The organism is Cellulophaga baltica (genome assembly GCF_900102165.1).
Classification (GTDB): domain Bacteria; phylum Bacteroidota; class Bacteroidia; order Flavobacteriales; family Flavobacteriaceae; genus Cellulophaga; species Cellulophaga baltica.
Window position 1 is genome coordinate 282308 of the sequence record NZ_FNBD01000001.1, and the last position, 12951, is coordinate 295258.

Consider the following 12951-nt stretch of genomic DNA (forward strand, 5'->3'; position numbering starts at 1 on the left):
CAATATTCATCATATATAGTATTATGATGCTTCCTATTTCTCATAATACACCCGAATAAATGAAAGCCTTTTTAAAATTCATTGCTTACTTATTTCACCCTGTATTTATTCCGATATATGGTAGTTTGGTCTATTTTCAAGTAACAAGGAAATACACCTCTTTAGAAATGCAAGTTGGAAACCTGCTACCTATATTTATCTTAACTGTAGTAATCCCAATCATTAGTTTTTTAATTTTAAGAAATATAGGTGTCATCAATTCAATCGCGATGCCGACCATAAAAGAACGCAAATACCCCATCTATATCAGCATTATCTTATTATTCATGATTATCTATAAGGTGATACCTAACAACTACACCATAGAGCTCTATTACTACTTTATAGGCTTGATTATAGCACTTTTTACAGTTTTAATGCTGTTGTTTGCCAAATTCAGTAACAGCATCCACATGGTAGGCATTGGAAGCTTAATCATGTACCTCATAAATTTAAGTGTACATTTTGAAATTAACCTCACACTATCTATTAGTGTGCTTATTTTGTTTGGCGGTCTGATAGCTTCCTCTAGAATTTATTTTAGAACTCATTCTAAATTAGAGATATTTGGAGGACTTATGTTAGGTGTAACTACACAATTTATAACCTTGAGTTATTGGCTATAGAACATAAAAAATAAGCCCTACTCTAAAAGGCTTAATGGTTATAACCTCACCCGTATCTAGAAGTGTATCTTTTTTTAGAAAATCAGAAAGGGAATAATACAAATGAAGGTTAAAGGTATTATAACCAAAGTTAAGTGTAAGTCCATATTGCAAGCGCTCTAAATCTGGGTTTGAAAAACCATCTCTACTTGCATCGGTCACTAATTTTGAACGAGCACTAAAATTATAGGTAAATTTAACACCAGAGTAAATTCTAAAAAACTTGTATTTTGTTGGACTTGAGTTACGCCAGCGAAATTCAAACGGCACTTCTATACTATGCATCTCAAACTTACTACGCTTATACAAAGATGCATCACTTTCTGCATAGTAACTAATTACATCGTTTTCATGCGTTACAATCAAATTAGAATAGTAAGAGTTGACCGCATAGCCTAAACCTAGTCCTAACGCAATTGTACGACTGTTATTTAAAGGCAAATCCTTAATAAGGCCAATCTGTAAGCCATAGGAAAAATTACGCTTAAAAACGTCCTGAGGCTTTTCTAGCATAAAATTATAATTGACCCCTAGATAGAATTGGTCTTCAAGGTAATTTGTATCTCCAGAAGATTTAAAAGAGTTCTCTTGACTCAATACTAAAACTGGTAGTAGAAAAAGCGCTACTAAAAATTCTTTCATCATAAATTAAAGATAGATAAACAGCGAGTATAAAAAAAGCGCTTCAAATAAATTTGAAGCGCCTATATACTAATTTTGAAAGAAACTAATCTTACTATCTAAGGTTATCAAAAGCAATACCTTCATAGGTAGTGTAGTTAACCTTTAAAGCATTTACTTTACGTAATTCTTCTTTAATATCAGAAATAATACCCATGTTTGCTTCTCTATCAACTTTCAACGAAGTAGTTAATACATTTTGCAAATCTTCAGATTTCTTTGCTCTTTCTTGAAGTATGTAAGGACCTACTTCAGAAGGGCTCGAAAACTTATCATTCAATTGGATTTTCGCCTCACTACCAAAAACTTTTTGGTATTCTTGAGTTGGTGCTCCAACATAAATAGTGATCACACGGTCTTTTTTCTCTAACTTCTTAATTTCACTTGCTTTAGGAAGATCATTCTGAACTTTTACAGAAGTATCTTTCATTACCGTAACGGTCATAAAGAAAAACAGAAGCATAAAAACGATATCTGGCAATGATGCAGTTGAAACCGCAGGGATATCACCATCTTTTTTCTTGCTAAATTTTGACATATCTTTTTAACTTTTACGATTAATTACCACTTGAAGTTTCAGCTTCAGAGAATTTCTGAGGAAATAATTCCTGTATTTTCTTTACTCGTTCTTTTAAAACTGCTTTAGCTTCATCAGAAGTTTCTGGATTCAAATACTCTGCTTCCATATCTGTGAAATTACGTTTGTAAAGTCTTTGAGACTCTCTGTTACGTAATTCATTATAAGCTGCTACAATTTCATTCTGAACTGTAATATAAACTCCGTATTGTGTTTCTCTATCATTCTTTAAAGAAATAATAGCTTTGCTAGGGTTATCAGAAGATGCAATATCTTTTTTTCCCATACAATAGTTACAATACTCTTCGGTGCCTTTTGCAGCTCCTCCGTTATCAAGAAAAGCCATAGCTTTTTCTTTCAAACTTTTTATATCTGCCAGTTCATCCTCAACTAAAAGTTGACCATTTTTATTGATGTTAACAGTAAAAATATTCTTCTCCTTAATAATTGGTGGTGCTTCCGTAGGCGGCTCTAAAGGTGGCAACATACGATCTAAACCTGCATCTGTTTCAATAGTAGTAGTTACTAGGAAAAAGATTAACAGTAAGAAAGCGATGTCTGCCATAGAACCGGCGTTAACCTCTGGTGGTGCTCCTCTTCTTGGCATAGTTATATTTTATTATTTGTTAAACATTTTTTTCACACCTGGCAATACCATTGAACCTACAGCAATAATCGTCAATATGAAGAACATATTTAAGAAGGTACCAATAGTTTTAATAGTACTTTCATCCGTAAGGATTCCAGTCTTCTTCTCCATAGCTTCAATACTAACATCTGTTCCGCTAGCGAAAACATATGATAAAATTGCTACTACTATAAGACCACCTACTCCAATAAGAGTTCTCTTAAGGCCTTCTGGTGAAGAAAAAACATTTTTTAATCCGAAGAACAAACTAGCAAATACAGCTATAGCAAGTAAGATAAATGTAATAATGAACATAAAATTCATTGATCCATTACCTACAGTAACTTCAGATTCTCTTGCAAGCATTACCCATAAGACAAGTCCTATGACGCTGAGTGCGATTAATATTATTTTAATTATCTTATTCATTTTACTTAAGTATTAAGTGCGACTTATTTTTTGTGATCTACCAACATATCAATCAAAGAGATTGACGAATCTTCCATATCGTTTACAATACTATCGATCTTAGCGATAATGTAATTATAAAAAATTTGAAGAATAATAGCCACAATAAGACCAAATACCGTTGTCAATAACGCTACCTGAATATCACCTGCAATAAGTGAAGCACTTAAGTTACCAACAGCTGCAATTTTCTCGAAGGCCTGAATCATACCAATTACAGTACCCATGAAACCAAGCATTGGTGCAATAGCGATAAATAAAGATAACCAAGAAACGTTTTTCTCAAGTTGTCCCATTTGAACACCTCCGTAAGCTACAACCGCTTTTTCAGCAGAATCGATGCTTTCGCCAGCTCTATCTAAACCTTGGTAGTAAATAGAAGCAACAGGTCCTTTTGTATTTCTACAAACTTCTTTAGCAGCCTCGATACCACCAGAAGCTAGTGCATCTTCAACTCTTTGCTTTAATTTTGTAGTGTTTGTTGTTGCCAAGTTTAAGTAAATAATTCTTTCAATAGCAACTGCTAAACCTAGTATCAAACATAAAAGTACGATACCCATGAAGCCAGCTCCACCTTCAATAAATTTTTCTTTTAATACTTGAACAAAACCTCTTTCTGCTTCTGTCGCTGCTGCATCTTGAATCATTGTTGCTGCAGTCGCAATAGTTGCGGATAGGTTAGAAGTAATTGCATTTGCATTTACTTGAGCGTTAACAGTATTTGTGTTACATACAAATAACCCAGCCACTGCTAGGATAGAGAATAATCTTTTCATTTCTTTCAAACTTAAATTAGATTAGTTAATGGGTTAAAGATAAAAAATTTTTACAATTAAAAAATTAAAAATTAAATGCAGAGAGGAAGGGATTCGAACCCTCGATACCCTTTTGAGGTATACACACTTTCCAGGCGTGCGCCTTCGACCACTCGGCCACCTCTCTATTATTCAATTTTTCAAGGCGTCGAATTAACAAAAAAAAAAGTATTAAATAAAATTTCCAACGTTAATTTTAAACCATCTCTCCTCGCAAAGATGTTTCAAAAACAGTTTTAAAGAGCTTATTAGAGATTCCATTACCCAACAAATACATCAACTTAGTAATAGCTGCCTCTGTTGTAATATCCTTACCATTAATAACTTGCAGCTTCTGCAAATGCTCACTTGTTTCATATTGCCCCATAATAACACTCCCTCCAGAACACTGTGTAACGTTAATAATATGGATTCCTTTTTTTATTGCTTTTTTTAAATTTTCCGTCAACCAACTATCCGTAGGAGCATTTCCAGAACCATAAGTTTCAATAATAACCGCTTTCAAATCTGGTGTTTCTAGAACAGCACGCAATAAATGTTCATTAAAACCCGGAAATAATTTTAAAATAGCTACATTATTATCTAAATTTTTGTGAACAATTAACGTTTTTTTCTTTTTTGGCTTCAATAAATATTCCTTAAACACATTTAAATGTACTCCAGATTCTGCTAATGGAGGATAATTTAAGGAACCAAATGCCTGAAAATGTTCTGCACTAAACTTAGTGGTTCTATTTCCTCGATACAATTTGTATTCAAAATACAGCCCTACTTCTTGAATTACAGACACCCCTTTTGCTTGTAAAGCGGCAATTTGAACGGAGGTGATTAAGTTCTCCTTAGCGTCCGTGCGTAAATCTCCAATAGGCAATTGTGAGCCTGTAAATATCACAGGTTTGGTTAAATTTTCTAGCATATAGCTCAATGCAGAAGCAGAATAACTCATGGTATCACTTCCATGAAGCACTACAAAACCATCATATTGAGCGTAATTATCTTCAATAGTTTCTGAAATGGATACCCAATGACTCGTATTAATATTAGAAGAATCTATAGGCGTTTCAAAAGAATGACTTGAGATCTCACAATCTAATTGCATTAATTCTGGAATATTTTTCTTTAGCTTACCAAAATCAAAAGCCCTTAAAGCTCCCGTTTTGTAATCTTTAATCATCCCTATAGTACCACCCGTATAGATTAAAAGTATTTTAGTTTTCTTAGTCATTATAACGTATTTATATTCCAAATACTTCTTTAGAATTGGTTGTTGTTATTGCCGCAATATCTGCTATTGACTTATCATATATAGTAGCCATTTTTTCCGCTATATTCACAAGGAAGGCACTTTCATTTCTTTTTCCTCTATAGGGTGTTGGCGCCAAATAAGGCGCATCCGTTTCTAAAACAATATGCTTGAGGTCTATTTCTTTTAAAAATTGATCAATCTTACCATTTTTAAAAGTAGCCACACCGCCAATTCCCAATTTCATATTATAGCCAATAGCTTTTAACGCTTGCGCTTTAGAGCCCGTAAAACAATGAAAAATTCCGAATAAATCATCCGCCTTTTCTTCTTCCAAGATTTCAAATACTTCATCAAACGCATCTCTACAATGAATTACGATGGGTAGTTTTTCTCTTTTAGCTATTTTAATTTGCATCCTAAATGCCTCTTGTTGTTGCTTGAGAAAGGATTTATCCCAAAACAAATCAATTCCAATCTCTCCTATTGCATAATAGGTATGCTTCTTAAGCATATCCTCAATATGCGCTATTTCTTCTAAATAATTTTCTTTGACATGCGTTGGATGCAATCCCGTCATCAAAAACATATGGTCTGGAAAAGCCTGCTCCAATGCAATCATAGATTGCGTATAGGTAGAATCAATCGCAGGAATAAAAAAACGTTCTACTCCTGCTGCTATAGCATTTTTAACAGCCAAATCTCTATCCTCATCAAATGCTTCACTATATAAGTGCGTATGCGTATCTGTAAATATCATGGTACAAAAATAGCCTTATCTTTAACAAAAAAAACCGTGAAGAGTCTCAAAAAATTTTTAAAAGAAAAAAAATACTTTAAAATACCCCTAGTTTTAACCAGTACCAACCATTTTGAGATCAAAGCCAAAATAAATAATATAGAAGGGCGTTTTATTCTTGATACTGGCGCTTCTAATACCTGCGTAGGTTTTGACAAAATAGAATTATTTAATTTAACTTCTAAAGAATCTAGCATAAAAGCCGCTGGTGCGGGCGCAACGAACATGGAAACCTTAATTTCTACTAAAAACAGTATTGAAGTAGGGAAATGGAAACTAAAAAAATTGAAAATTGTACTTTTTGATTTAGTTCATGTCAATGAGGCTTTAACCAATCATAATGCCCAACCTGTTGACGGAATTATTGGAGCCGACTTATTAAAAAAAGGAAAAGCGGTAATAGATTATGACAAAAAAGTACTTTACCTAAAGCAAAAATGAAGATTACCTAAATTTTAAGCAGAATACCCCACAACAATATTGTAAACAAAAAATCTTATCTACTTTTATACCAAACATTTAACCTCACCATGACTATGCTTATATTGTCCCCTGTAAAGAAAATCGGCTTTCTTTTAGCCTTTAGCCTTCTCGCAAGTTGCGCAACAGAAAATGACTATACGGAGATCACCACAGAAGCAGAAGATCAAGAATTAAAATCAACTCTAATAAAGCTTTCAGGAAGTTTAAATTACTACGAGTTACCGAATAGCACAGATTATTCTAAAATACCGGCCGACCCTAAGAACCCGATTACAGAAGAAAAAGTTGCCTTAGGGAAATTATTATTTCATGAAACGGGAATTGGTCTAGATGGAAAAACAGAAACCAATAAAGAAACCTACTCATGTGCCAGCTGCCATCATAGTGCAGCAGGCTTCCAAAGTGGAATTCAGCAAGGTATTGGAGATGGCGGTATGGGTTTTGGCACCTTTGGAGAGTCTAGAATCATAGACCCACTATACACAGAAGACATGATTGATGTTCAGCCGATAAAATCTCCAACGGTTTTAAATGTTGCTTACCAAAAACTTATGCTCTGGAACGGCCAGTTTGGAGCCACGAGCAAAAACATAGGCACTGAAGCCAATTGGACCGAAGGCACCCCAAAAGCAGTAAACCTTCTTGGTTTTGAAGGAATTGAGACGCAGGCGATTGCAGGACTTTCTGTTCACAGAATGACTTTAGACAAGACTTTTTGCGACTCTAATCACTATAGCAGCCTATTTGACAAGGCTTTTCCAGAAGTAGCTATCACAGAAAGATATTCTTTGATATATGCCGGTCTGGCAATTGCAGCGTACGAAAGGACAATTTTATCTACCGACACAAACTTCCAAAATTGGATTAAAGGAGATGCAGACGCTATGACTTCCGATGAAAAAAAAGGAGCTATTCTATTCTTTGGAAAAGCAAAATGCTACCAATGTCATAACGGACCCGCACTAAATTCTGAAGAATTTTACGCTTTAGGAATGAAAGATTTAGAAGGCCCTAACGTACATGGTATCATAGATGATGTTACTAAAAAAGGGCGTGGAGGTTTTACCAATACCCCTTCTGATAACTATAAATTTAAAGTTCCGCAATTATACAATCTAACAGATGTTCATTTCTTTGGACACGGAGGGAGCTTTACGTCTGTGCGAGATGTGATTAACTATAAAAATGAAGCCTCAAAAGAAAATGCTGAAGTAGCAGCGTCAGAATTATCTGGAAAATTCACTCCGCTAAACTTAACCGAAGAAGAAATAGATTTTTTAACTGTGTTTATAGAAATAAGCTTATCTGACAAAAACCTTAACAGGTATGTACCAAGCACATTACCTACAGGACTTTGTTTCCCTAATGCAGACCCTACCTCTAGAGAAGACATGCATTGCAATTAAAAGCACAAGCACAATAAAAAAGCCTCAAGATTGCAATAATCTTGAGGCTTTTTTTTATAATTTAAAATTGTATTCTATTATAATTCTAAAGCTTTATTTGTATTACCATCCATTAGCAATTCTACTGGATTCTCTAAAGCTTCCTTAATTGCTACTAAGAAACCTACAGATTCCTTACCGTCAATTATTCTGTGATCATAAGATAATGCTACATACATTATTGGTGCCGCAACTATTTCCCCATTACGAACAATAGGACGCTCTACAATATTATGCATTCCTAAAATTGCACTTTGAGGAGGATTAATAATTGGAGTTGATAACATAGAACCAAATACACCACCATTAGTGATCGTAAATGTACCCCCTGTCATTTCATCAACAGTAATCTCACCTTCTCTAGCACGAATAGCTAAGCGTTTTACCTCTGCTTCTACCCCTCTAAAGGTTAAGTTTTCTGCATTTCTAATCACAGGAACCATTAATCCTTTTGGACCAGAAACTGCAATACTAATATCACAGAAATCATAGGTAATCATTTCTTTACCATCAATCATAGAATTCACGGATGGGTAAAGATCTAAAGCTCTAACTACTGCTAATGTAAAGAATGACATAAAACCTAAACCAACACCATGCTTGCTTTTGAAAGCTTCTTTATATTGATTTCTCAATTCGAAAATCGGAGACATATCTACTTCATTGAACGTAGTTAACATTGCCGTTTCATTCTTAACGGAAACTAAACGTTCTGCCACTTTTCTACGTAGCATTGATAATTTAGATCTACTCTCTCCTCTTTTACCACCTGTTGGTGTTCCCATAGAAGGAACTGCTTGAACAGCGTCTTCTTTGGTTATTCTACCATCTTTACCAGTACCTTTAACCGCACTAGCTTCCATTCCTTTTTCTGCCAATATTTTCTTTGCCGCTGGAGACGCTGCTCCAGATGCGTAGGTTTCTTTTGCTTGCACAGGCTGTGGTGCTTTCTTCTCTTCTTTTGGAGCTTCTTTCACTTCCTCTTTTACAGCAGCTGCTTTTGAACCTCCAGAAGGTTTTTCAGCGCTTGTATCAATTAAACAAACAACTTCACCAACAGCAACAGCATCACCTTCTTCTGCTTTTAAAGTGATAATACCACTTTCTTCAGCAGGCAATTCTAAGGTTGCTTTATCTGAATCTACTTCTGCTATTGCCTGATCTTTCTCTACATAATCTCCGTCTTGAACTAACCAAGCAGCAATTTCAACTTCCGTTATCGATTCCCCTGGTGAAGGAACTTTCATTTCTAAAATCATTATTGTATAATTTTAATTTTTAACCTGTATCTTTTTTTCTTTCTTTAATAGCCTACTTACGGATCATGTTATCTTTTGACTTATCAAAAACATAATCTATAACTTCTTGATGACGACGTTTAGAACGCACTGCACTACCGGCTGCTGGTGATGCATAAAAACGTCTTGAAGCTACTCTTAATGTACTTGCTTCACTAAAGTGCATCATAATATGACTCCAAGCTCCCATGTTTCTAGGCTCCTCTTGTGCCCAAACAACATCATCTGCTTCAGCATACTTTTTCATAATTGCCTTCATTTTCTGTGCTGGCAAAGGAAATAACTGTTCTACACGAACTAAGGCCACATCTTCTCTAGTATGTTCTTCACGTGCAGCCAGTAAATCATAATAGAATTTACCAGTACAGAATACCAAAGTTTTTACCTTTTTAACATCGGCTGCAGCATCGTCTATCACCTCTTGAAAACCACCTGTTGCAAATTCTTCTATAGAAGAAACAGCTTTTGGATGACGTAATAAACTTTTTGGTGTAAACACCACCAAAGGTTTTCTAAAGTTAGCCTTCATTTGTCTACGTAACAAGTGAAACATGTTAGCCGGCGTAGTAACATCTGCTATAAACATATTATCACTAGCACAAAGTTGCAAGAAACGCTCCATACGCGCAGAAGAATGTTCTGCACCTTGACCTTCATAACCGTGCGGCAATAACATTACCAATCCGTTTTGCAACTTCCACTTATCTTCAGCAGCAGAAATATACTGATCTATCATGATTTGAGCACCGTTGCTAAAATCACCGAACTGAGCTTCCCAAATCGTAAGCGTATTAGGACTAGCCATAGCGTATCCATAATCAAAACCTACCACCCCATACTCTGAAAGGTGTGAGTTAAAGATATGAAAATCTCCTTTTTTCCCCTCTACAAGGTTTAAAGGAACAACCTCTTCTTCACTATCCTCTACTTTTACAACGGCATGACGATGTGAAAAAGTACCTCTTTCTACATCCTGCCCAGACATTCTAACTCCAAAACCTTCTTGAAGCAAAGATCCGTAGGCTAAAAGTTCTCCCATAGCCCAATCTAAGCTGTCATTCTCGAAGAACATTTTTCTACGATCTTCTACAAGCTTATCTACTTTGCGTAAAAACTTTTTACCCTTTGGTAAGCTCGTAAGAGAGTTTGCTATTTGCGTAAGTTTTTCTTTTGGATAAGAAGTATCAATTGGCTTTACCATTTCATCTTCTTGAACACTTACAAAACCTTTCCACTCATCTGCCATAAAAGGTGTGATGACTGTTTTATCTTCTTTACGAGAATCTTCCAATTCTGTTTCAAGAGAATCTTTATATTCTTGTTCTAATTTACTAATATAGTTTTCATCTATAATACCTTCTGCGATAAGTTTTGCCGCATAAATATCTCTAGGATTTTCATGCTTAGCAATTGCCTTATAAAGTTTTGGTTGTGTAAAACGAGGCTCATCACCTTCATTATGACCATACTTACGGTATCCTAATAAATCAAGAAACACATCGCGTTGAAAACGCATTCTATATTCTAAAGCAAATAAAGAAGCATGTACTACCGCTTCTGCATCATCTGCATTAACATGCAATACTGGACTCAAGGTTACTTTACCAACATCTGTACAATACGTAGAACTACGTGCATCCAGATAATTAGTGGTAAAACCAATTTGGTTATTTACTACCATATGGATAGTACCCCCAGTTTTGTACCCGTCTAAGCTAGCCATTTGAATTACTTCATACACTAGACCCTGACCTGCAATGGCAGCATCTCCATGTACAACAATAGGCAACACTTTAGAAAAATCATCTTTATAGTGCGCATCTTGTTTTGCTCTTGTAATACCCTCAACAACAGCCCCTACAGTCTCTAAGTGAGATGGATTAGGAGCAATATTCATTTTTATTTTATTTCCATTATCAGACATTCTATCTGAAGTCCAACCTAAGTGATATTTAACATCACCATCAAAAATTACTTGCTCGTAATCTTTACCATCAAACTCACTGAAGATATCTTTAGCAGCTTTACCAAAAATATTAGTAAGCACATTGAGTCTACCTCTATGCGCCATACCCATAACAAACTGCTCTACTCCCATTTCTGCTGCACGCTCAACAATAGCGTCCAATGCAGGAATAAGCGACTCGTTACCCTCTAATGAAAATCGCTTCTGGCCTACATATTTGGTATGCAAAAAGCTCTCAAAAGAGATGGCTTGATTTAATTTTCTAAGAATATTTTTCTTACGTTCGTTATCATAGTTTGGGTGGTTATCATTGACATTTAGCCAATTCTGAATCCACTCAATACGTTCCGGATTTCTGATATACATGTATTCAACACCTATGGCATCACAATAAATGTTTGTTAAGTGCGAAATAATTTCAGTTAAGGTACTTGGCCCTATTCCTAAAATTTCTCCTGCTGTAAAAACAGTATTCAAATCTCCAGATGATAACCCGAAATTTTCGATAGCAAGCGTTGGCTCATATTTTCTTCTTTCTCGAACCGGATTTGTTTTTGTAAACAAATGTCCACGAGATCGATATCCATCGATTAACCGAATAACCTGAAATTCTTTTTGTAGTGATTGTGGCATTTCCGAAGTGCCAGATGGTGCAGCAACATTATTTGGTGTTACTGGCAAGTCAAGTTCATCTAAAAGACTCTCTTGGCCAAAATCAAATCCTTGAAAAAATGCGCGCCAACTAGGCTCAACACTATCTGGATTAATCAAATACTTGTCATATAACTCTGCAAAAAATGAAGTATGCGCAGCGTTTAAAAAGGAATATTTATCCATAAATAATTTTCTCTTCCCTGTGAATAAAATTTAATCAAAAATACAACATTTCAAAAATCTAGTCCTATATTAGATCGTAATATTAAAGAAAAATAACAATTATGAATTTTTTGACTGATTTGCGCTTAAAAAAATGGCAATTGATTTTATTTTTTGCGTTTTCATCAACGCTAACGTTTTCGCAACAGACAAATTCTGGAGAATTTTGGGATAATGTTCGGTTTGGAGGCGGAATTGGTTTAGGATTCGGCAACAATTATTTTAACGGTTCTATTGCCCCAAGTGCAATTTATCAAGTCTCTGAACGATTTGCTGCTGGAGTACAGTTAAATTTTAGTTATGCTACTTTTAACGACAACAAACTTACAGCCTATGGCGGGAGTTTAATTTCATTGTATAATATAATTCCTGCCATTCAATTATCTGGTGAATTGGAACAATTGAGAATAAACAGAACCACTTCTTTTAGTGATGGAGATTTTAAAGACAATTATTGGAGTCCTGGCTTATATTTAGGAGCCGGATATGTAAATCGGAATTTTACAGTAGGATTAAAATATAATGTACTTCATGATGATAAAAGTATTTATTCCGATGCGTTAATTCCTTTCGTTAGAATTTATTTTTAAGCATATTTCTGCCTAAACCACACTTTTTGAAATTCTCGTTGTAATATTAAAAAAGCAACTTGATTGGATATGTCTACCACATCTGTTTCCTGGATGCTTTTTACTTTCTTCTCAGGAACATCTATGATGTATAACAGATTAAGATAATCCGTAAAACGTTCCATCATCAACCTATAAATTTTTTGATGCAAAATTGTTTTTAAGTTTTTGGGGTTCACCTGAAAAGGTAGGTCAATATCAATATTAGCCAAACCAAAATCTTTTGTCAATTGCACAACAAGATTTTGATATAGACCACTTGCCACCGATTCTGATAAAAGCGCGTTGCTATCTGTAAAATTAAGCATCATACTTTATGTACGAAACAGAAGCAGTTTT

General features: G+C 34.9%; 14 protein-coding genes and 1 tRNA gene. 4 read left to right on the plus strand and 11 right to left on the minus strand.

The annotated features are described in order from the left end of the window. Positions 1-59 precede the first annotated feature (59 nt). Positions 60-665 carry a hypothetical protein gene (locus BLQ19_RS01230; RefSeq protein ID WP_074537144.1) on the plus strand — a complete coding sequence of 202 codons (606 nt, stop codon included), beginning with the start codon at positions 60-62 and terminating at the stop codon, positions 663-665. Here BLQ19_RS01230 and BLQ19_RS01235 read toward each other — a convergent pair. The 8 genes from BLQ19_RS01235 to BLQ19_RS01270 form a co-directional block, all read right to left on the minus strand. Next, the gene (locus BLQ19_RS01235) at positions 660-1349 is read right to left on the minus strand and encodes a porin family protein (protein WP_024481892.1); all 690 of its coding nucleotides are present in this window, start codon (positions 1347-1349) and stop codon (positions 660-662) included. The genes BLQ19_RS01230 and BLQ19_RS01235 overlap by 6 nt on opposite strands. 91 nt (positions 1350-1440) lie before the next feature. Further along, positions 1441-1923, minus strand: coding sequence for an ExbD/TolR family protein (locus BLQ19_RS01240; protein ID WP_024481893.1), 483 nt, complete (start codon positions 1921-1923; stop codon positions 1441-1443). Positions 1924-1942: 19 nt separating this feature from the next. After that, positions 1943-2569, minus strand: a complete 627-nt coding sequence (locus tag BLQ19_RS01245; protein ID WP_024481894.1) for an ExbD/TolR family protein — start codon at positions 2567-2569, stop codon at positions 1943-1945. A gap of 12 nt (positions 2570-2581) precedes the next feature. After that, the gene (locus tag BLQ19_RS01250) at positions 2582-3019 is read right to left on the minus strand and encodes a hypothetical protein (protein WP_024481895.1); all 438 of its coding nucleotides are present in this window, start codon (positions 3017-3019) and stop codon (positions 2582-2584) included. A gap of 23 nt (positions 3020-3042) precedes the next feature. Beyond that, entirely contained in the window at positions 3043-3834 is a 792-nt protein-coding gene (locus tag BLQ19_RS01255) for a MotA/TolQ/ExbB proton channel family protein (protein WP_024481896.1), read from the minus strand. A 78-nt stretch (positions 3835-3912) separates the two neighbouring features. Then, positions 3913-4000: transfer RNA gene (locus BLQ19_RS01260), tRNA-Ser, on the minus strand. A gap of 69 nt (positions 4001-4069) precedes the next feature. After that, complete coding sequence (locus tag BLQ19_RS01265) at positions 4070-5101, minus strand: asparaginase (RefSeq protein ID WP_074537359.1); 1032 nt, start codon at positions 5099-5101, stop codon at positions 4070-4072. 7 nt (positions 5102-5108) lie between these two features. After that, positions 5109-5876, minus strand: a complete 768-nt coding sequence (locus BLQ19_RS01270; RefSeq protein WP_074537145.1) for a TatD family hydrolase — start codon at positions 5874-5876, stop codon at positions 5109-5111. Positions 5877-5912: 36 nt separating this feature from the next. Between BLQ19_RS01270 and BLQ19_RS01275 the strand changes: the two genes are divergently transcribed. After that, a complete protein-coding gene (locus BLQ19_RS01275; RefSeq protein ID WP_029447154.1) occupies positions 5913-6356 on the plus strand; it encodes a retropepsin-like aspartic protease family protein in 444 nt (147 codons plus the stop codon). Positions 6357-6451: 95 nt separating this feature from the next. Beyond that, positions 6452-7804, plus strand: a complete 1353-nt coding sequence (locus BLQ19_RS01280) for a cytochrome-c peroxidase (RefSeq protein WP_074537360.1) — start codon at positions 6452-6454, stop codon at positions 7802-7804. Positions 7805-7881: 77 nt separating this feature from the next. On the opposite strand, the gene odhB is transcribed toward BLQ19_RS01280, so the two are convergent. Together odhB and BLQ19_RS01290 are read right to left on the minus strand one after the other, a co-directional pair. Then, positions 7882-9102 carry a 2-oxoglutarate dehydrogenase complex dihydrolipoyllysine-residue succinyltransferase gene (gene odhB, locus BLQ19_RS01285; RefSeq protein ID WP_024481901.1) on the minus strand — a complete coding sequence of 407 codons (1221 nt, stop codon included), beginning with the start codon at positions 9100-9102 and terminating at the stop codon, positions 7882-7884. A 52-nt stretch (positions 9103-9154) separates the two neighbouring features. Beyond that, positions 9155-11944 (minus strand): 2-oxoglutarate dehydrogenase E1 component, encoded by a 2790-nt coding sequence (locus BLQ19_RS01290; protein ID WP_025615960.1) that lies wholly within the window; start codon positions 11942-11944, stop codon positions 9155-9157. A gap of 101 nt (positions 11945-12045) precedes the next feature. Between BLQ19_RS01290 and BLQ19_RS01295 the strand changes: the two genes are divergently transcribed. Further along, the gene (locus tag BLQ19_RS01295; protein WP_025615961.1) at positions 12046-12573 is read left to right on the plus strand and encodes an alpha-ketoglutarate decarboxylase; all 528 of its coding nucleotides are present in this window, start codon (positions 12046-12048) and stop codon (positions 12571-12573) included. On the opposite strand, the gene BLQ19_RS01300 is transcribed toward BLQ19_RS01295, so the two are convergent. Beyond that, a complete protein-coding gene (locus tag BLQ19_RS01300) occupies positions 12570-12923 on the minus strand; it encodes a hypothetical protein (protein ID WP_025615962.1) in 354 nt (117 codons plus the stop codon). The two genes, BLQ19_RS01295 and BLQ19_RS01300, sit on opposite strands and share 4 nt — an antisense overlap. Positions 12924-12951: the final 28 nt, after the last annotated feature.

Bases quoted from the DNA above. Each gene is read 5' to 3' on its own strand.
- BLQ19_RS01295 (WP_025615961.1), top strand. From the start codon at position 12,046: ATGAATTTTTTGACTGATTTGCGCTTAAAAAAATGGCAATTGATTTTA.
- BLQ19_RS01300 (WP_025615962.1), bottom strand. From the start codon at position 12,923: ATGATGCTTAATTTTACAGATAGCAACGCGCTTTTATCAGAATCGGTG.
- BLQ19_RS01250 (WP_024481895.1), bottom strand. From the start codon at position 3,019: ATGAATAAGATAATTAAAATAATATTAATCGCACTCAGCGTCATAGGA.
- BLQ19_RS01255 (WP_024481896.1), bottom strand. From the start codon at position 3,834: ATGAAAAGATTATTCTCTATCCTAGCAGTGGCTGGGTTATTTGTATGT.
- odhB (WP_024481901.1), bottom strand. From the start codon at position 9,102: ATGATTTTAGAAATGAAAGTTCCTTCACCAGGGGAATCGATAACGGAA.
- BLQ19_RS01245 (WP_024481894.1), bottom strand. From the start codon at position 2,569: ATGCCAAGAAGAGGAGCACCACCAGAGGTTAACGCCGGTTCTATGGCA.
- BLQ19_RS01240 (WP_024481893.1), bottom strand. From the start codon at position 1,923: ATGTCAAAATTTAGCAAGAAAAAAGATGGTGATATCCCTGCGGTTTCA.
- BLQ19_RS01280 (WP_074537360.1), top strand. From the start codon at position 6,452: ATGCTTATATTGTCCCCTGTAAAGAAAATCGGCTTTCTTTTAGCCTTT.
- BLQ19_RS01270 (WP_074537145.1), bottom strand. From the start codon at position 5,876: ATGATATTTACAGATACGCATACGCACTTATATAGTGAAGCATTTGAT.
- BLQ19_RS01290 (WP_025615960.1), bottom strand. From the start codon at position 11,944: ATGGATAAATATTCCTTTTTAAACGCTGCGCATACTTCATTTTTTGCA.
- BLQ19_RS01230 (WP_074537144.1), top strand. From the start codon at position 60: ATGAAAGCCTTTTTAAAATTCATTGCTTACTTATTTCACCCTGTATTT.
- BLQ19_RS01235 (WP_024481892.1), bottom strand. From the start codon at position 1,349: ATGATGAAAGAATTTTTAGTAGCGCTTTTTCTACTACCAGTTTTAGTA.